Origin of the sequence: Enterobacter cloacae complex sp. SYL003, from assembly GCF_049236925.1 — a bacterium.
In the GTDB taxonomy this organism is placed as follows: Bacteria; Pseudomonadota; Gammaproteobacteria; order Enterobacterales; family Enterobacteriaceae; genus Enterobacter; species Enterobacter intestinihominis.
The window spans coordinates 16,152-34,291 of the sequence record NZ_JBMKJK010000028.1; the positions used below are offsets into that span (position 1 = coordinate 16,152).

The window sequence follows — 18,140 nt, forward strand, 5'->3', positions numbered from 1 at the left end:
CCCTATGAAAAAGCATATCGTTGCGGCACTTATCGCCTCTGTTACGGTTATTTCTGGTGCTCAGGCTGGTGTTCCCGTTGCCATTGATGCAAACCCTGAATGGGCTGTCGAAGCGCAGCGCTGGACAGAACGCCTCAAACAGTGGCAGGACACCGTGAACCACTACCAGAAACAGATTAATGCCTATAAGCAGGAGCTGCTGACCAAAACGGGCATTCGTGATGTTCAGGGACTGGTGCAGTCTGCGCAATCTGTCAGTAAGGAGCTGGAGAATATTTACGACCAGGGGAACTCCTTCATTGATGATTACATTAAGAACCCGGAAGCCACCCTGTCTGAGCAAGCCAGATCACTACTGGCCGATTATAAGGTGACAAACACCTGTAAGGGGCTGGGATATACGGGCGACCTGGTGCGGGGCTGTGAAGCCTCGTTCCTGTCCCAACTGGCGGGGATCGAGTACGGCAATAAGCTGGAAAGTAAACTGCGTGAAGATAATCAGGAAATGGCCGACCTTATCGACCAGGTGAAGAACGCCCAGGACACGAAAGCCACGCAGGACGCGACAAACGCTGTATCTCTGGCAAGCCTGAAATTTAACAAGCTCAAATTTCAGTATGAAATGTATCGCGATAAGCAGCGCGATCTTGCAGAATACAAGGAGAAAATGTTACAGGCTGCTTTCCAGGAGAAACAATTAGGGGCTGTTAATAAAGAAACTCCAGTTGTTGATTATAAGGCAGCATTTGAGCAGCAGAGTTATGAAATGAACTGAGGGGGCATTTTGAAAAAATATGGATTAGTTGCGGCGTTGGGGCTTACATTCTTTCTTACCGGGTGTGAAGAGGTTAAATCTGTAGACTGGTGGCAGTCTCACGTAGACGATGCAACGAAAAAAGTAGCTGAATGCAAAAAGTCTGGGAGTGATAGCGAAAATTGTAAAAACGCTAAGGAAGGTTTGTTTAGGTATAAGCAATTACATCCTAAGCATGTTGACTATAAAGATGCATTCAAAAATGTATTGGGTAAAGATGGAAGTTAAAAGGAGCCACTATGGCAACTTCTAGGTATTTCCAGGCCGCTCATGACGTTATTGTTAAAACTCTTGACCAGTCTTTGACTGGTCAGTTAGATAACTTTTCTTCAATAGCGTCTCAGTTGGGTAAGTATGGTATTTCCATTTATATATTGTGGTATGCTTATACCACAATAGTTGGGAAGCAAAAAACCGCAGTGCAGGATTTTTTATGGAATCTATGTCGATTCTGGTTAATTCTTGTTTTTGTCAAAAATATGGGGGGGTGGTTAGATAGTGCAACTCAGGCCATTGATGGGCTGAAGGAAACATTTGCAGGAGGTGATCCTTGGAAATGGGTTGACGAGCTTTGGGAGAAAGTTCAGCAGGTAGCTGCATATCTTATGTCCAAAGATACTTCGAAGTATGTGAAAACAGATGGGGCAATCGCATCTTTATTAACATATGCTGGAGGGATAATTGCATTATTGCTAACTTCAATAGTTTATCTCGCCGCCGAAGTTACTATTAAGATACTTACTATTACCGCGCCGTTGTTTATTATTTGTCTTTCATTTGGTTTTTTAAGGCAGATGTTTAATAGCTGGCTTCAGTTAATATTTAGCTCATGCTTCATATTCTTGTTTTGTGGACTGGCAATTAAAGCGGGAATGACGTTCCTTAATGGCATTCTGACAATCTCGATAGCTAACGCAGATGAATTAAATCTGATATCAACAGGTGCTCAGGCCGGGGTTGCAGGTGCATTTATGGCCTGGATTATCTGGCAAGCCAAAACCTATGCTTCCCAGCTCGCAGGGGTAGGTGTTGAAGGCGCGATGCAAGGGGCAGCCGCAATGGGGATTGGTGCTGGCGTGTTCGGCGCTTCCCGTATGGGGCGTAATCTGCTTGGTATGGGTAAAAATGCAGGGATTGGCGCATGGAAAGGCGTTCGCCGTCAGGATGGAGGGTTCAACCAGTCTCCTGGTGTATCCGGTAAGTTGGGGAATCTGACCGGGCAGGGCGTTAATATTGGCGCTAAGAGGCTTCGCCAGGCTGCGATAGATGCGGCGAAAAAGAAATATGGAGGTTAACCGATTTATTATTTAAATCTGTCAACTCTGAGTATTCCGCAGTAAATATTCACTCCTCTATTTAGGTTCTCACATTATGAAACTACTTATCACGGCTATCGTGACGCTTTGCCTTGTCGGATGCCAGGCGTCACATAAACAACCTCCGGTATCCGGAAAAAGCGAACCTGTTAATTCAGCAGAGGTAATGCGCAATGGGGTTTAAACTCTCAGGATTAAAACTTCCCGGTTTTAACAAGAAAAAAGAAGTAACAGACTCTTCAACTACTTTTGAAGAGAAAAATGTATTGATGCAGGAGAAAATGAACCGCATTTATAAATTCGGTGGTATTGCAGGAATTGCCGTAGGTGTGTTGTCTCTGCTGGCACTGAATGGAGCGCTACCGTTAAAGAGTACGGTTGTCGAAGCTTATCTTATTAATGGTGTCACTGGCGTTGCTGAAAGACTGACTTCTGTTAAAAAAGAAAACCTCTCTGAAAATGAAGCGCTGGCGAAATACTTCATTACTCAGTATGTGAAGCGTCGTGAAGGGTATAACTATTTCAGTCTCCAGCATGATTATGATTATGTTCTGTTATACAGCGCTGAGAATGTGGCGACGGATTACAACGCTTTAATCAACGGCAACCAGTCACCAAAGGTTATTTATAATAAAGCGGAAAAAACCGCATCTGTTCAGGATAATCCGTCCGTGATTATCAGTCCGTCATCCCGGCGCGATGATAAGGATATGGGAGCATATATCCGGTTTAAATTAACCATTCGAAATGTCGCGACAGGCCAGGATGATTATGAATACTGGAACGTCCGGTTGACCTACCGTATTGAACCACAGGTCGAAATGGCATCGGGTGACCGAAACAATAACCCGCTTAAATTCGTTGTAACGAGCTATGTACGCGATAAAGAAGTGAAAGGGTGAAAACTATGAAAATGAATAAAGGAGCGCTAATTGTGGCGCTTCTGTTGGTGTCGCACGTCTGCCATGCAGCCGTTACGCCAGCAGCCAGCCGTTTTGATCCCCGTAATCAGATTGTCAGTTATAACCCGCAAAACACGACAGTCATAAACAGTGCGGTTGGCTATACAACCACACTGGTATTTGACGAGGATGAAACGGTCATCAGTGCCAGAACCGGCTTTCCCCAGGGCTGGGAAGTGAACAAAGAAGATAACCTGGTGTATCTCGAAGTGAAGCCCGTCAAACAGACCGTACAGAAGAACAGTACCGATGACAATGGCAACCAGTCTTCAGAGGTGGTCAGTGTAGCCCTTGATCCTGAAAACGACCTGGAACGCTGGCGAACAAACCTGTTTGTTCGCACAACAAAACGTAATTACAGCATGGAGCTGAACGCCCGAACGTTCCGGCAGCCGGATAAGATCGCGTTTGTTGTTAATTACCAGTACCCGCAGGAACGCCGGAAGGAGCAAGCCGAAATCGAGAAGAAACGGATTGAGGCTCTTAACAAGCGGCAGGAGGAGCAGGCAATCAACCGTTCTCTTGAAAATGCGAAGTCGCCCAAGAACTGGGATTACTGGAAGCGGGTAGCTGACGGCAGCCAGTCAATCAGCCCGGATTATGCGTATGACGATGGCCGCTATACCTGGTTTGGCTTCAGCCCCCTGAAGAAAATCCCCAGCGTCTTTGTTATGAGCGGCGAACAGGAAACGCTGACTAACCCGGTAGTCAAAAACAGCGGTAGTTTCACCGTTGTTGGTGTTCCTGTAGACCAGCGCTTTGTTTTGCGTATGGGAAATCAGGTTGTTGGGGTTGAAAACCGGGGCTTTGGCAAAGTCCGTCTTCCGGCAGGAGATACCGTTTCCCCGAACGTTGAGAAAGAGGTGATCCAGTGAGCGAACAGGAAAATAAAATCCCGACCGCTGTAGAAATTGAACAGGCACTACGGGAACGGCATCAGAAAGAAATTGAGCAAAACGATAAAACGGATAAGGGAGATGAAGATGACGGTAAATCAGTAAAACGCCTGGGTATCGAGAAGCTTAAAAAATCGCGTAAGGGGCTGGTGATTATTGTGGCCGCTTTCCTTCTGCTGGCCGCCGGGGTGTCTGTCTACTATATCCCGTCGATTATTCGTGCAATGTCCAGCGGTGATGATAAGCCTGCCAGTAATGCGGTATCTACTGGTTCAGTAAAACGCGCGACAGGACTCAGCGATGATGTTGATCCATTCAACACCAGGGAAGAACCGGCTAAGACGGAAGAACGGAAGGAAAGCAGCGGCAAAGCGGAAACGCCACCGGAAAAAGTACAACAAAACTTCAGTCGTGCGCTGGATGTGGCCTATGGGGGGAGCAGCTCTGCTTCCTCAAATTCCGGTGGTAGCTCATCAACGGCCAGCAATACCAGGAACGAGGGGGACGGCAGTGACAAACAGGCAGAGGTTCAGCCTGTTAATGCAGGGCAACCCGCGCAGCTTTCTAAAATTACGCGCGTTCCTTATGACCCTAACCTTTTCATTCCTGAAAATACCGCGATTAAGTGCTCGCTGGACAGACGATTTATTTCTGATCTGGCTGGCAAGCTGGTCTGTACGATTAATGAGGACGTATACAGTGCAAACAGGAATGTAAAGCTAATTGAAAAGGGAACAGCCGCATATCTGATGTATAAAACGGGCACGTTCAATCATGGTCAGGGAGCCGTGTTTATCGCTGCTACGAAGCTTAGAACACGTAAGGAACCTTTCATTGATATTCCGCTGATTGATACACAGGCGGCGGGAGCGCTGGGTGAGGCCGGGGCTTCAGGCTGGATTGACACACATTTTGCAGATCGCTTTATGGGCGCGATGATGGTTGGCATGATCCCCGATGTGGCACAGGCCGCAAGTGGAGCGGCTAAAAGTAATAAAGACAATCAGACCGACTATACAGCTAACAGTCGCCAGGCTTTTGCTGATATAGCACGCGAAGCGTTTGCAAACAGCGTAAATATCCCTCCAACGCTTTATAAAAACCAGGGGGAAATCATTACTCTGATCGTTGGTCAGGATTTGGATTTCTCCAGCATCTACAAATTAAAAATGGTGGGTACCCGGAGGTAATTTGATAACGCTGGATATCAAAGAGTTTTCAATGCTGTTAGGAATAAGGGAAAGCGAAATATACCATCATATTCGTAAGGGCATACCAATAAATGGCGTTCCTTTCCCCAAACCACTGAAACAAATCAAAACGCATCGATTTAATTACGAAGAAGTCATGCGTTTTATTGAAGATCTTAAAGGAAAAGGTGAATTATGAAGGATGCAGAGAACAGACATATTGTTTATGAAATAATAGATGAATACTTCCACCACTGGCTTAATGAAGTCGATGGTTTAACTGAAATCGCGGTAAATCGGCCTGATGAACTGTTTGTTAAAGTGAGTGGGAAATGGCAGCAGCATGAATTAAAAATGGATTTTAAAGATTGTATGTCATTTGCAGGGGCAATTTCTGATTATCATGATGGTGGGTCGGTTACGCCAGAATATCCCTTACGTTCTGTTACGCTCCCCGGAGGGGAGCGTGTACAAATAGTTATTCCCCCGGCAACGGAACGGGAAACGGTGTCTATTACAATCCGTAAGCCGTCCAGTGTGTTTATCGACCATGATACCTTTGTTAAACAAGGGTTTTACTCAAGGCTAAATCAAGGGGGGAAATTCAGGGATAAAGAAGATGAATTATCTTCAATGTTTAAAGATAATTGTTTTGAACAATTTGTCCCTGAATGCCTGGTTAAGGGTAAAACGATGGTATTTTGTGCCGGAACGGGGGCGGGTAAAACCACCTTTGCAAATGCCTGTCTTCAGTACATACCCCATCATTTACGATGTATTTCAATTGAAGATACAGATGAAGCAAAGTTCAGGTTCCACAAAAATCATGTGAAATTGTATTACCCGTCAGAAGGGGAAAGTAGCACTGTCAGTTCCGCTTCTCTTTTACGTTCTGGTTTTCGTATGAACCCGGACAGAATCCTCATGACTGAGGTTCGCGGCGCGGAAGCCTGGGATTTTCTCAAAGGCTCAAGTTCCGGCCATGCAGGGAACCTTACAACCGTCCATGAGAGCACCCCTGAAGATGCTGTGCTTGGACTGGTTCAACGGTGCTATATGAACCCTGAATGTCAGAATTTGCCTTATAACATTATATTGCGGAGGGTGTTAAGCAACGTCGATGTGATTATGAGTATTAAGTACATCGATGAGGAAGATAACCGATTTGCATCGGGTATTTACTATCGTGATATTCATTTTCAGGAATACTTTGAAAAGCTGAAGGAGTGATTATGTCTCTGAAACTACCCGATAAAGGCCAGTGGGCTTTTATCGGTCTGGTTATGTGTCTTGTGACGTATTATACTGGCTCAGTTGCTGTTTACTTCCTGAACGGAAAAACGCCGCTTTATATATGGAAGAATTTTGATTCCATGCTGCTGTGGCGGATAATAACAGAGAGTAATATACGGACAGATATCAGGTTAACCGCAATCCCCTCTCTTTTATCAGGTATGGTTTCGTCTCTCATTGTGCCTGTTTTTATTATCTGGCAACTGAATAAAACGGATGTTGCTCTTTATGGTGACGCGAAGTTTGCCAGTGATAATGATTTAAGAAAATCGAAACTTCTGAAATGGGAGAAAGAAAACGATACTGATATTCTTGTAGGTGCATATAAAGGTAAATACCTGTGGTATACCGCACCAGATTTTGTATCACTTGGCGCAGGAACCCGCGCAGGTAAAGGGGCTGCAATAGGTATTCCAAACCTGCTGGTCAGGAAACATTCCCTGATTGCATTAGATCCAAAACAGGAACTGTGGAAAATCACCAGTAAGGTACGTGAAAAACTGCTGGGTAATAAGGTCTATCTTCTTGACCCTTTCAACAGTAAAACGCATCAGTTTAACCCGCTTTTCTATATTGATTTAAAAGAAGAGAGCGGGGCTAAAGACCTGCTGAAGCTGATTGAGATCCTGTTCCCGTCTTACGGTCTGACCGGAGCGGAAGCACACTTTAATAACCTCGCGGGGCAGTACTGGACGGGGCTGGCAAAATTGCTTCATTTCTTTATTAACTACGACCCCTCCTGGCTTGGTGAGTTCGGGCTTAAACCTGTTTTCTCAATTGGTTCTGTAGTCGATTTGTACAGCAACATCGACCGGGAGCTGATACTCAGTAAGCGAGAAGACCTGGAGGGAACAAAAGGACTTGATGAAAACGCGCTGTATCATCTGCGCGATGCCCTGACCAAAATCAGGGAGTATCACGAAACCGAAGACGAACAACGTTCGAGTATTGATGGTTCGTTTCGTAAGAAAATGAGTCTGTTTTATCTTCCGACTGTTCGCAAATGTACAGACGGCAATGATTTCGACCTTCGCCAGTTGCGCCGGGAAGATATCACTGTTTATGTTGGCGTTAATGCTGAAGATATGTCCCTGGCCTATGACTTCCTCAACCTGTTCTTTAACTTCGTTGTGGAAGTCACGTTACGAGAAAACCCTGACTTTGACCCGACACTGAAACATGACTGTCTGATGTTCCTGGATGAGTTTCCGTCTATTGGTTACATGCCAATCATTAAAAAAGGTTCGGGTTATATTGCCGGGTTTAAACTCAAACTTCTGACGATTTACCAGAATATCAGTCAGCTTAATGAAATCTATGGTGTTGAAGGTGCCAAAACGCTGATGAGTGCGCATCCCTGCCGGATTATCTACGCTGTCAGTGAAGAAGATGACGCTAAAAAGATTTCGGAAAAGCTGGGCTATATCACCACCAAATCGACAGGTTCAAGCAAGACAAGCGGACGCTCAACGTCGAAAAGCAGTTCAGAAAGTGAGGCGCAGCGCGCCCTTGTGCTCCCGCAGGAGCTGGGAACGCTGGATTTTAAAGAAGAATTTATCATTCTTAAAGGTGAAAACCCGGTTAAAGCTGAGAAAGCCCTCTACTTCCTCGACCCGTATTTTATGGACAGGCTGATGATGGTAAGCCCCAAACTTACCGAGTTAACCGCCTCTCTGAATAAGACTAAAAAAGTATTGGGTGTTAAAGGGCTTAAATATCCTTCTAAAGAAAAAATGCTCTCCGTCGGTGAGCTGGAGTCAGAGGTTTTACTATGAAAAAAATGTTAATGGTCAGTGTCCTTTTTCTCTCTGCCTGTTCCTCTCCGCCTGAACCACCACAGGTTGACTGGGAACAGAATCCTGAAACGGTGAATACACAATTAATGGACTGGCAACCGACATACTCAGTTATTAAATCAGACAAGGTTAATTCATCGTGGGTTAAGGTTATCCATAATTTCAGGCCTGAAAACCGCCTTTACGATGATGCTGTTTTTTATTCTGTTGCACATTCTGATTCAGTGATTGTTGAAACCAGTAACGGAACAGACTTTTTCACAGCTAAAAACTGGTTGAGGGCGAACGGTGCAAACGGTGTCATACAGTATCGTTATAAAATGAACTGTTTTTCTTGCCGGACTACCAGTGTTTATTTATCACGATAACGCCGGATTAATAAAATTCTTGTAATTTTATTGAGCCGGGGTTGAACAACCGCAGGGCGTTAGTTGCCCGTTATCCATGAGGTGTATATGAAAAAGACCGTAACCACGGCAGTGCTGCTTTGTGCGTTCGCTGCCGGAACTGCTCATGCTGAGGAAAAGGCCGACCCGAACGATCCATGTGCAATGGTGTTATGCCTTGCCGGAAAACTTGACGGAAGTAGTCCGGCAGAATGTGACCCGATGTATAAAAGTTTTATGTCAATCAGGAAAAAGAATAAACATGGTTTTTTACCCGATCACACGGCAGATGCCAGAAAGAAAAAACTAAATGAATGTCCTGCGGCTGATGCAGGTACAGTAAGTAAAATTATTTCAAGCTTTGGCCGATTGAAAAACTTTTAATTCTGTTTGATTTAATTCTGATGTGAATACGCAAGTTTCAGGTTTGAGACTGGAACTTGCGAACATTTTTTACAGGGGTGGGAGGATGAAAATTATTAACGTACCTGATGCAAGAAGTGTGAGAATTGCCGGAATTGAAATTATCGATAGTGTCAAATCGGTCGCTTCTGTTTTTACTGAAATTTTGTTGTTTATGGTCTGGTTTCCGGCAATTGTCTATGGGCTTTATCGTTTTGTTATCGTTTTGTGGGATGCTTCCTTAAAGCCGCAATCGCTCATTGAGTTTATTAATTTCATGGTTGAGTTATACAGCTATGTACTTCCTTCGTTGGCTGTTATCGCAGTGGCTTTAGTCGTCGTTTTATCCATTTTTAAAAGACTCTCAGCAATATGGGAGGGAAGAAAGCAATGAGACATTTTTTTAATGTTCTTTCCTTTGCTGTTGCCCTGTTGCCAGCTACATTGTGTGCTGCTCAGATTCAGGGGAAAGTTATTCGCGTTCTCGATGGAGATACCATCGAAGTTAAAACACTACCCGCGAAAATTGTTGTGTATGAAGTTCCGATTCGAGTCCGATTGATAAATATCGATGCACCGGAAAAAAAACAACCCTTTGGTCGCTGGTCAACCAATCAACTTAAAGCCCTGCTGGCAGGGCAATCAGTTACCGTCTCTTATACGCAAACAGATCGCTACGGGCGAGTCCTGGGACGAGTGGTGACAGCGAACGGCACTGAGGCTAACCGCCAGCAAGTGCTAAAAGGGGCTGCATGGGTTTATGACAGGTACAACACCGATAACTCATTACCGGCTCTGCAACGGGAAGCTCAGACACAGAAGCGCGGCCTGTGGGCTGACAGTAATCCCGTTCCTCCGTGGGAGTGGCGTCATAAACAAAACTGACGCGCTTCGCTTGTCCAACCCCTCCTCTGCCTGAAGAAAATCTTCAGGCAACGTCACGGTTTTTAATATACATGGTGCGCATATGGGTAAATTAACTCTGGTAGAGCAGGCTTTACGGCTCCATAAAGAATATTACGGTGAAGATAATTTTGGTACTGTCGTAAAGGATTGTGATTACTATCCTAAAGTGGCAGAGATTTTTATAAACAGAAAGAATCGTAAAATTTATTCGAATCTTGATATCGAACCCGTTGCTTCAACCGTCGTTCATACGGGAAGTAGCCCTGTTATGGCTAAAGCCGGGAGGATTAAAAAGCTTATGTTTAAAGATGGTTCGGGAGCATACCGGATTCATCTTGGTCAAAATGAAGTGGTTCATATTATTCGCTTCATTCTTAACTCTAAAGTCAGAATGGAGTACGCAGTTGGCACAACCAAAAGTATGTCGATGCTTCATAATCTTTGCGAAGCTGGACGCGCTAAATTAAACCGCTCTTTACCCCGTAAAGGTATCTGGAAAATCGGGTGTTACGACGGCGTTTATTATCACGGTAAGGCAAGGAAGGAAGAAATAGAAAACGCTTTACGTTTTTCTGTTCATCCAAAGTTTAATGAGCTGGAGAATGACTTTAATCAGTTCTTTTCGGATATTGATTTCTACACCCGTTATGGTCAGTCAGGAATGCGAAAAGTGCTTTTTACTGGTCCTCCGGGCACAGGGAAAACGACTATCGCAAAAGCTTTGGGGGCAAAATATCAGGATAAATATGTATTTGTTTATGCTGATGATTACTTTAAAGATGTTTGCTATGCCGCAGCTCAAAAGAAAATACCCGTTATCATAATAGCTGAAGAGGTTGATGAACTTTATCGGGCTGATGCCGGAACGTTAAGTTTTCTTGATGGGGCTGATACACCGCGAAATCTTGCCGGGACATATGTTATTTTTTCAACGAACTATCCTAACCGGATTGATCCGCGCATCAGAAAACGCCCTGGCAGAATTGACAGAATCATATCTGTAGGTGCTTTTCGGACTAAAGCCGCTGCCGCTTGTGCCAAAATGTACTTACCAGACGATATAAATATTGACCTTAAAGAACTTGGCGCGGTGCTGGACAGAACGACTCCTGCTGAAATAAAGGAGATAATAAATATTGCTATTGGCATGATTCGCGGAACAAAAAACGAATTAACAGTAGATGTAATCAAGAATGCGCGTGCCTTTTTGAAAGGAACCCTTGACCTTAGTGTGCAGGAGGCAGAAGAAGACATAGAGGAAAGGGAAGAAATCTTTAAAAAGAATGGTGCGCAGCCTGACTATTCAAGTTACCTTGAGGATTGATTAATGAGACTTTTTATTGCAGAAAAACCGTCTTTAGCAAAGGCTATTTTTGAAGGACTGGGCGGAAATCCCAATACAGAAAAGAAAAACGGCTATTTTGAACACGGTTCTGATGTCGTTACCTGGTGTTATGGTCATATGCTGGAGCTTTACGACCCACAGGATTATGACGACAAATATTCCAACTGGCGTTATAGTGATTTACCCATTAAAGCGGTTTATCCGCCAAAATATAAAATCAAGCCTGAATCAGAAGCACAGACCCGCATTATTTTGTCTCTTATCGATAAAGCCGACAGCATCGTTCATTCAGGCGACCCCGATGATGAAGGATGTTTGCTGGTTGATGAGATTCTGGGTTATGCCGGAAACAAGAAACCCGTCCAGCGACTGCTTGTTGCCGACCTCAACCTTGCGCCAGTGCAAAAATCACTGTCGAATTTACAACCTAACGATAAATTTCGCGGTATGACGTTAAGCGCCCTGGCGCGTTCCCTGTGCGATCAGGGTTTTGGCTATAACATGACGCGGGGATGTACATTAAAAGGCCGTGAGAAGGGCTATGACGGCGTTCTGAACGTTGGCCGGGTACAAAGTGCCGTTCTTGGTCTGGTGAACATGCGCACGCTGGCGAACCAGAATCACACAGAAAGCTTTTATTACGATGTATTCGCCAGTCTGTCGATGAACGGGCATCAGATTAAGGCGAAATATCAGACAACAGACGACGATCAGATAGACGAGAAAAAACGCCTGATCTCCGAAGCTCAGGCCGCGCATATTGCCGGACGTGTTACGGGTAAGGATGCTATTGTTACTATCGCGACGACAAAGCCGGAAAATAGCAAGCCTCCGCTTCCGCTTAACCTTTCCACGCTTCAGCAGCTCTGCGCAAAGCGATTTGGTTATTCTGCAAAAGATACGCTCGATGTGATGCAGGGGCTGTATGAAACTCACAAGCTTCTGACCTATCCACGTTCTGACAATCGCTATCTTTCAGATGAGCATTATTACCAGGCCGGAGATATTGCCACTGCTATAGCGGCCACCGTACCCGAACTGGCGTCTGCGATCGTAGATATGGATAAAGGCCAGAAACACAAAGCCTTTAATGCCAGTAAGATTGAGGCGCACCACGCCATCATCCCGACGACAAAAAGCGGAGCCGGTATTCAGCTTAATGAAAAAGAGCGGAACGTTTATAACCTGGTGTCCGTCTACTTTATCGGGCTGTTCTACCCGGATGCGATCCGCAACAAGACGAAAATCCACTTTGATATTAAGGGGGATACCTTTACGGCCACACAGAGCGTTCTGGTACAAAAGGGCTGGGAAGCGCTGGGTAAGGATAGTGATGACGAGGACGAAACCGAAGATGCCGGAACGGACGGTTTTGACCTTTCATTGCTGAAATTTAATGACAGCGGCCTGTGTGAATCGGCAGACGTGGACAAGAAAAAGACTACACCACCTCGCTATTTCACAGAGTCAACGTTACTGGCCGCCATGACGAGTGCGGCAAAATTCATTGATGATCCGGCTCTCAGAAAGGCGCTGGAAGCGAAAGACGAGGGCAGCAGTGATCGTGGCAGTATCGGAACGGAAGCCACCCGCGCGGGTATTCTTGAGAAACTGGCGGCAAATACCGGGCTTATCTCCATCGAAAAAGAAAAGGGGTATTCGGAGCTGGTATGGAAAACCACAAAACAAGGCCAGGAGTTTTGCGCTGCACTGCCTCCTGAAATCACTAAACCGGATATCTCCGCTCTGTGGGCTGAAAAGCAGTCTCAGATCAAAGCCGGAGAGCTGACAGTTGAGGAGTTTATTAAGGAAAATGATGAGTACGTCCAGGGGTTAATCGACGAGCTGGACAGGAACGGAATTTCGATTTCTTCAAATGCCACGCCCTGCCCGGTTTGTAACAACGGTTTCCTGCGTAAGCGTAAGGGGCAAAATGGCTTTTTCTGGGGATGCTCCTGCTACCCTGAATGCAAGACAACATTCCCGGACAAAGACGGCAAACCGGATATGGAAGCAAAATCCAGATCAGAAGGTTCCATGTCCCGGCTCGAAGCCCCCTGCCCTTCATGCAGTAAAGAAATTATTATCCGGCCTAAAGGCTTTTTCTGTTCCGGGTGCGAGTTTAAAATCTGGTCTGAAGTGTCAGGAAAAAAACTGACACAAAATCAGGTTGAGACATTAATCAAAAAAGGTAAAACCGGAGAGATTAAAGGCTTTACCAGTAATAAAACCGGGAAAAAGTTTGACGCTGCAATTGTTTTGCAGGATAAAACTACGGGTAAACTTGGGTTTCAGTTCAGTAAAAAATAAGGATTAACTCGATGAGTGAAAATGAAACGTTTGACGCAACAAAAAAGCTACTCCTGAATATTCGCTCTGTTCGTGTTTTTGCGCGAGAAACCAGCTTTGAACAACTGCTGGAAATGCAGGAAAAGCTTAACGCCGTGATCGAAGAACGTCGTGAAGAAGCAGAGCGTGAGGCAGCAGAACGCGCAGAGCGCGAAAGAAAGCGCCAGGAACTGCTCCAGTTGATTGCCGGAGAAGGTTTTTCACCGGAAGAACTGCTTGGCCTGTCCGAAGATGCGCAAAAAACACGCAAAAAGACGTTGCCAAAAGCGCCGCCTAAATATCAGTTTGATGAAAACGGCGAAACGAAATACTGGTCTGGTCGTGGCCGGACACCAAAACCAATCGACGAAGCGTTAAAAGCTGGCCGTTCTCTTGATGAGTTTCTCATCAAAAAAGATGCTTCCAGCACTGCTGGTGACGAACAGTAATCTAACAAGCCTCTGACACTGCGTCAGAGGCTTTTTTTTAGCAAAAAGGGCGCGGGGGGTTATGGTGAAGAAATCTTTGGATATCTTCGCGGGGATAAGGGAAGTAGTCTCTGATATCTTTGGTTTCTAACTTACCAGTGCAGTGATACGTCTGAAAATAGATCCACTCTGCTATTGTTTTGTAGATGTGATTTCCCATGTTCGCGCTTTGAGAACCATACTGCATGACTTGTGCATCCAGGTCATTACACATCTCCGGCGGAGTGAGTACATGATATGTCCTGCATAACAGCGGGCGGTAATTGTAGATTGAGCATGTTCCCTTCTCAGACAAAAACGGACATTTTGACTCATGCCCGGTCGTAAGCGGGTTGTCTCTGGCAGTAAGTTTACTTGCTTGTGCAATATGTGTTGCCTCAAGCGCGGTTAAATGAACATCCATTTTACAGCACGAAGAGCACCCCTTTTGACAGGAGGTAAACGTGCTCACAAATTCTTTGTTAAAACGATCCAAAAAGGCGTACATCTGTTTTAACTTGAGGTAAATATTACCGGATTGAGTATTGAGTTTATTTATGAGTGCCTTTAACTCATCGAAATACTTATCAGGTACGGGTTTCAGATTGGTATAGCCGGGTAATGTTTCGCCTGGCTCCAGGTGGATCACTGAGTTAGGTTTGATATCCATTGCTTTTGCTTCCTATATTCTTCTCGCGCTGGTTGTTCATTTGACACTAAAACAAGCGTCATACAATGGCAAGGTGTCAAGCCCAGCAGTAAATCACGCTTGCCAGCAAACCAGTTTCCTGCAGCCGGTTTGGCCGTTGATTTTTGCCAGCAATATTACCCGCTCGATGCCCGCCCTGGGCGTGAAATTGCCAGCAAAAAAGATTGCCGCTATCAAAGGTGTGGTTTATATTATCTGTATCGTACGATACAGATAATGGAGAAGCTTAATAGATGACTGAAAAAATCACTGACGAGGAACTGGCAGATTTGTTGGAGGCGCTCAAAAGAGCACATGGTATGGGCGTTTGTTCAAAGGCGGTTAAGCTGGCACAGCGTTGCGCTGATGTGTTCCCTGCTATTGTTGCAGAGTTACAGGAATATCGGAACGCCGCTAAGCGAACTTCAGCATGACAAGAGCCACGGAACGCGCTTACAGCGAGCTACAACAGGCGTTTGATTTCTATAACCAGCGCCTTTTTGACGGCGAACTCCCTGACTGTCTGATTACGTTCCAGCGCGGCAAGAACACAATGGGCTATTTCAGTTACAGGCGCTTTGTTGCTGCTGACGGCAGCGGCAGGATGATTGATGAAATCGCCCTCAATCCTGAATACTTCCCGGTGTACCCGCTTATTGAAGTCATGCAAACGCTGGTTCATGAGCAGTGCCATATGTGGCAGTACCACTACGGCAACCCGTCGCGTAAGACGTACCACAATGCGCAGTGGGCGGCAAAAATGGAAAGTATCGGACTTATGCCCTCCTCCACCGGGAGACCTGGTGGTGCGAAAGTCGGCCAGAAGATTAATGACTATCCGATCCCTGGTGGCCGCTTCCAGCGCGTCACACTGGAACTGTTCCAGGGGCAATTTGCTTTGAGCTGGTTTGATCGCTTCCCTGTCCAGGTCGAACAACAAAAAGATATGACCGCCGTAATAGAGCAATGGCGCGAAACGCTTGCTCTGGCGCATCAAAATGCTGAGGCCGGGATTGATATAGAAGCGGTGCTTTCTATGGCTCTGCTGCCGTCAGTGTCACCGCAGAACGGGAGCCATTCAGATGATATGGCCGGGAGCAATGACAATGATTTGTCAGTTGCAGCATTTGAGGACAAGCCAAAACGAAATAAAGTTAAATATCAGTGTCGCGGGTGTGGCGCTGCCGTGTGGGGCAAAGCCGGACTGAATATTGAATGCGGCGATTGCGAGCTGGCTTTCATCGAAAATTAATTGCCAGCAAATTTTCCCGGTCACATCTGTTGGCCAGTGTTTTTTGCCAGCAAAGTTTCTTCCCGGGTTCGCGCCGGCAGCGCAAAAATGACAGCAAAAGAGGGGTATCATGGGGCATTACACAATCAGAACGAATGACGACGAAGATCAGGCCATTAAAAAGGCGCAGGAAGCGACCGGACAGGCATCAGCCAGCAAAACCTTTATGACGGCTATCCTTGAGCTTCAGCGTAACAGAGACGAGATGGCGCAGCTACGGCGTGAACTGGCGCAGGAAAAAGCGCGGAGTCAGGAGCTGGTATCATCGGTAAAACAATTCCGTTCCAGCCTGAACAATCTGTTTGATCTGGCTGACAACCCTTAAATAACAAGGAGCGAAACGTGCATACCACAAATGCGATTATCCTGTGCCTGGTGTCATATCCCTGCATCGTTGCATGGGTTATCTATAAAAACAGATTTGTCGATTACTTGTTTTTAACTCTGCTTGCTTGTTTGGGGAGCATTTTTTCAGTCGTATTGTATAAACAGCCCGACTACTCATTGACCATATATCAGGCCGTTGCTGTCGGCTATGCTGCCGTGATCATGCCAACGGTGTTAGTTTTGAGTGTCGTTAATATCTTCATGGGAAAAGCAGAGAGAACGTGCAAATGAATACACTGGCTGCACTGGAAAATACGTTTCGTGATATGAGAAAGCATGGCTGCCAAACAGTCATGGTCACGCAGTCTTTAGCTGATTTTGGCCGCTACAGCTATAAACCGCGCCCTGCATTTCAGGACTGGATCGAACGGCTGAAGACTGGCGAACGTCTGCCGCGAGGCCGTTACTTTGTTGGCAAGAAGCCTGGTGGCCGCCTGGTGCTCATTGATGAATTGGGGGGAACATGGACAGAAAAAGTAACAGTGATTCATACCAACGCTGGATGATAGAGAAGGCTGACAAAAGGGAAAGGACGCAAATCAGTATGTCGTTCGTAAAGATGAAGGACGTACTTTTTAACGTGCTGGCTATCGGTACTGTTTTAGCAGCCCTGGTGGTGATCTTTTATGAAGTGCAAAGCAGCTTATAAATTGATGGCCGTTGACAATGAATGTCATACTACCTGACCGGGCAATGCCGGAAGATTTCTTTCACGGGTGATGGTTTGTGATCCCGGCATTGTTCCGGCGCTCTCTCGTAAATTCTCGCGCCCAATCCCCCTCGCAAAACCTCAGAATTCACGTAACGCACCGCGATTTCGGCAACCATCAACCCTAACGTCCTTATGTTGTTGGGTTTGCCGCAGAACAATTTATTCATTTAAAATAGATTTAAACGAAGCGGGAAACCGCAGACGTAAAAAAACCGACTGGTGAGGTCGGCTTTTTTACGGTTCCGGTGCGAGCTGGTAACTCAGCCCGGAAGGGAAACTCTCTACAACTGACAATAGTATGATAATCCGTGAAGCCTGATTATGCAATATGACGGGCAGTGACTGTGCGTTAACGGTTTGCCTGAACGTTAGATAAACGTATAATCAGAGGGTTAGCTCTGTGGTGAGTCTCTCCCTGCATTCCGCTAAATGCGGCATGAACAGGTTCAAAGTCCTGACAGGTAATACAGGTGGTGCTGGTTATCTGTGCTCTGGCAGGAGTGAGACTCTCTACAACTGACAAGACGAAGAGAAGCCGTGGTGACAGGCAGTGTAAGAGCAAGCCACGGTGTCTTTACTCCATTTATGGAGAAAACGGATGATTAACCTGTTAATCATCGTTCTGAGGGCGGTAGCGGCGCTTGCAAACGCGCTGATTGCCATTCTGGAACTGATCCGCCAGTTCATCGACTAATGAACACGGAAACGTAATTAAGGCCGGAGGAACACCACCTCCGGCCTTTAATAAAAATATAGTTTAGTTACAACATTCACTAGTCTGTACTAACCACCACACACCTGACCTTCTGCGCACAAGTTACCTTTAATCACTCCTAAACAGGCATTTCATGAAACTCCCCTGTTCTTGCATCGGTAACAGGGGTCTGACGCTCAGTGGAACGAAAACTCACGTTAAGCAACGTTTTCTGCCTCTGACGCCTCTTTTAATGGTCTCAGATGT

General features: G+C 45.7%; 24 protein-coding genes. 23 read left to right on the forward strand and 1 reads right to left on the reverse strand.

Annotated elements, in window-relative coordinates; translation table 11 throughout:
* Positions 1–4: 4 nt before the first annotated feature.
* The 16 genes from ACOT1A_RS22735 to ACOT1A_RS22810 all read left to right on the forward strand — a co-directional run bounded on the left by ACOT1A_RS22735 (position 5) and on the right by ACOT1A_RS22810 (position 14,083).
* Positions 5–775 carry a type IV secretion system protein gene (locus ACOT1A_RS22735; protein WP_000716326.1) on the forward strand — a complete coding sequence of 257 codons (771 nt, stop codon included), beginning with the start codon at positions 5–7 and terminating at the stop codon, positions 773–775.
* Between the two features lie 9 nt (positions 776–784).
* Positions 785–1,042, forward strand: coding sequence for an EexN family lipoprotein (locus ACOT1A_RS22740; protein WP_000759841.1), 258 nt, complete (start codon positions 785–787; stop codon positions 1,040–1,042).
* Positions 1,043–1,053: 11 nt separating this feature from the next.
* Entirely contained in the window at positions 1,054–2,109 is a 1,056-nt protein-coding gene (locus ACOT1A_RS22745) for a type IV secretion system protein (RefSeq protein ID WP_000235886.1), read from the forward strand.
* Positions 2,110–2,303: 194 nt separating this feature from the next.
* Entirely contained in the window at positions 2,304–3,032 is a 729-nt protein-coding gene (locus tag ACOT1A_RS22750; protein WP_004199085.1) for a virB8 family protein, read from the forward strand.
* A gap of 5 nt (positions 3,033–3,037) precedes the next feature.
* Positions 3,038–3,967 carry a TrbG/VirB9 family P-type conjugative transfer protein gene (locus ACOT1A_RS22755; RefSeq protein ID WP_000783386.1) on the forward strand — a complete coding sequence of 310 codons (930 nt, stop codon included), beginning with the start codon at positions 3,038–3,040 and terminating at the stop codon, positions 3,965–3,967.
* Entirely contained in the window at positions 3,964–5,178 is a 1,215-nt protein-coding gene (virB10, locus tag ACOT1A_RS22760) for a VirB10/TraB/TrbI family type IV secretion system protein (protein ID WP_001295060.1), read from the forward strand. The genes ACOT1A_RS22755 and virB10 overlap by 4 nt, the downstream gene beginning before the upstream one ends.
* A 1-nt stretch (position 5,179) precedes the next feature.
* Positions 5,180–5,377: a DNA-binding protein gene (locus ACOT1A_RS22765; RefSeq protein WP_000629109.1), complete on the forward strand. Its 198-nt coding sequence runs from the start codon at positions 5,180–5,182 to the stop codon at positions 5,375–5,377.
* On the forward strand, positions 5,374–6,408 hold the full coding sequence (gene virB11 / locus ACOT1A_RS22770) for a P-type DNA transfer ATPase VirB11 (RefSeq protein WP_000650512.1): 1,035 nt from the start codon (positions 5,374–5,376) through the stop codon (positions 6,406–6,408). Before ACOT1A_RS22765 ends, virB11 begins: the two co-directional genes overlap by 4 nt.
* A 2-nt stretch (positions 6,409–6,410) precedes the next feature.
* A complete protein-coding gene (locus tag ACOT1A_RS22775) occupies positions 6,411–8,246 on the forward strand; it encodes a type IV secretory system conjugative DNA transfer family protein (RefSeq protein ID WP_000053822.1) in 1,836 nt (611 codons plus the stop codon).
* Positions 8,243–8,635, forward strand: coding sequence for a cag pathogenicity island Cag12 family protein (locus ACOT1A_RS22780; RefSeq protein ID WP_000738524.1), 393 nt, complete (start codon positions 8,243–8,245; stop codon positions 8,633–8,635). Before ACOT1A_RS22775 ends, ACOT1A_RS22780 begins: the two co-directional genes overlap by 4 nt.
* 87 nt (positions 8,636–8,722) lie before the next feature.
* Positions 8,723–9,037 carry a TrbM/KikA/MpfK family conjugal transfer protein gene (locus ACOT1A_RS22785; protein WP_000754496.1) on the forward strand — a complete coding sequence of 105 codons (315 nt, stop codon included), beginning with the start codon at positions 8,723–8,725 and terminating at the stop codon, positions 9,035–9,037.
* Between the two features lie 85 nt (positions 9,038–9,122).
* Positions 9,123–9,449 (forward strand): hypothetical protein, encoded by a 327-nt coding sequence (locus tag ACOT1A_RS22790; RefSeq protein ID WP_004208538.1) that lies wholly within the window; start codon positions 9,123–9,125, stop codon positions 9,447–9,449.
* Positions 9,446–9,940 (forward strand): thermonuclease family protein, encoded by a 495-nt coding sequence (locus ACOT1A_RS22795; RefSeq protein ID WP_001215543.1) that lies wholly within the window; start codon positions 9,446–9,448, stop codon positions 9,938–9,940. The genes ACOT1A_RS22790 and ACOT1A_RS22795 overlap by 4 nt, the downstream gene beginning before the upstream one ends.
* Before the next feature lie 82 nt (positions 9,941–10,022).
* A complete protein-coding gene (locus ACOT1A_RS22800; protein ID WP_000517490.1) occupies positions 10,023–11,285 on the forward strand; it encodes an AAA family ATPase in 1,263 nt (420 codons plus the stop codon).
* Between the two features lie 3 nt (positions 11,286–11,288).
* Entirely contained in the window at positions 11,289–13,616 is a 2,328-nt protein-coding gene (gene topB, locus ACOT1A_RS22805) for a type IA DNA topoisomerase (RefSeq protein WP_004199098.1), read from the forward strand.
* A gap of 11 nt (positions 13,617–13,627) precedes the next feature.
* The gene (locus ACOT1A_RS22810) at positions 13,628–14,083 is read left to right on the forward strand and encodes an H-NS family nucleoid-associated regulatory protein (RefSeq protein WP_001293458.1); all 456 of its coding nucleotides are present in this window, start codon (positions 13,628–13,630) and stop codon (positions 14,081–14,083) included.
* Between the two features lie 37 nt (positions 14,084–14,120).
* On the opposite strand, the gene ACOT1A_RS22815 is transcribed toward ACOT1A_RS22810, so the two are convergent.
* Positions 14,121–14,771, reverse strand: a complete 651-nt coding sequence (locus tag ACOT1A_RS22815) for a YkgJ family cysteine cluster protein (protein ID WP_000351937.1) — start codon at positions 14,769–14,771, stop codon at positions 14,121–14,123.
* Between ACOT1A_RS22815 and ACOT1A_RS22820 the strand changes: the two genes are divergently transcribed.
* The 7 genes from ACOT1A_RS22820 (at position 14,761) to dqlB (ending at position 17,873) form a co-directional block, all read left to right on the forward strand.
* Positions 14,761–15,027 (forward strand): hypothetical protein, encoded by a 267-nt coding sequence (locus ACOT1A_RS22820; protein WP_032072053.1) that lies wholly within the window; start codon positions 14,761–14,763, stop codon positions 15,025–15,027. The genes ACOT1A_RS22815 and ACOT1A_RS22820 overlap by 11 nt on opposite strands.
* A 16-nt stretch (positions 15,028–15,043) precedes the next feature.
* Entirely contained in the window at positions 15,044–15,223 is a 180-nt protein-coding gene (locus ACOT1A_RS22825) for a hypothetical protein (protein ID WP_000136657.1), read from the forward strand.
* Complete coding sequence (locus tag ACOT1A_RS22830) at positions 15,220–16,041, forward strand: SprT-like domain-containing protein (RefSeq protein ID WP_000196235.1); 822 nt, start codon at positions 15,220–15,222, stop codon at positions 16,039–16,041. The genes ACOT1A_RS22825 and ACOT1A_RS22830 overlap by 4 nt, the downstream gene beginning before the upstream one ends.
* 109 nt (positions 16,042–16,150) lie before the next feature.
* The gene (locus tag ACOT1A_RS22835) at positions 16,151–16,405 is read left to right on the forward strand and encodes a hypothetical protein (protein WP_000510385.1); all 255 of its coding nucleotides are present in this window, start codon (positions 16,151–16,153) and stop codon (positions 16,403–16,405) included.
* Positions 16,406–16,422: 17 nt separating this feature from the next.
* A complete protein-coding gene (locus ACOT1A_RS22840; protein ID WP_000557557.1) occupies positions 16,423–16,698 on the forward strand; it encodes a hypothetical protein in 276 nt (91 codons plus the stop codon).
* Positions 16,695–16,973, forward strand: a complete 279-nt coding sequence (locus ACOT1A_RS22845) for a hypothetical protein (protein ID WP_001093608.1) — start codon at positions 16,695–16,697, stop codon at positions 16,971–16,973. The genes ACOT1A_RS22840 and ACOT1A_RS22845 overlap by 4 nt, the downstream gene beginning before the upstream one ends.
* Positions 16,974–17,777: 804 nt before the next feature.
* Positions 17,778–17,873, forward strand: a complete 96-nt coding sequence (gene dqlB / locus ACOT1A_RS22850) for a DinQ-like type I toxin DqlB (RefSeq protein WP_000609145.1) — start codon at positions 17,778–17,780, stop codon at positions 17,871–17,873.
* Positions 17,874–18,140 lie beyond the last annotated feature (267 nt).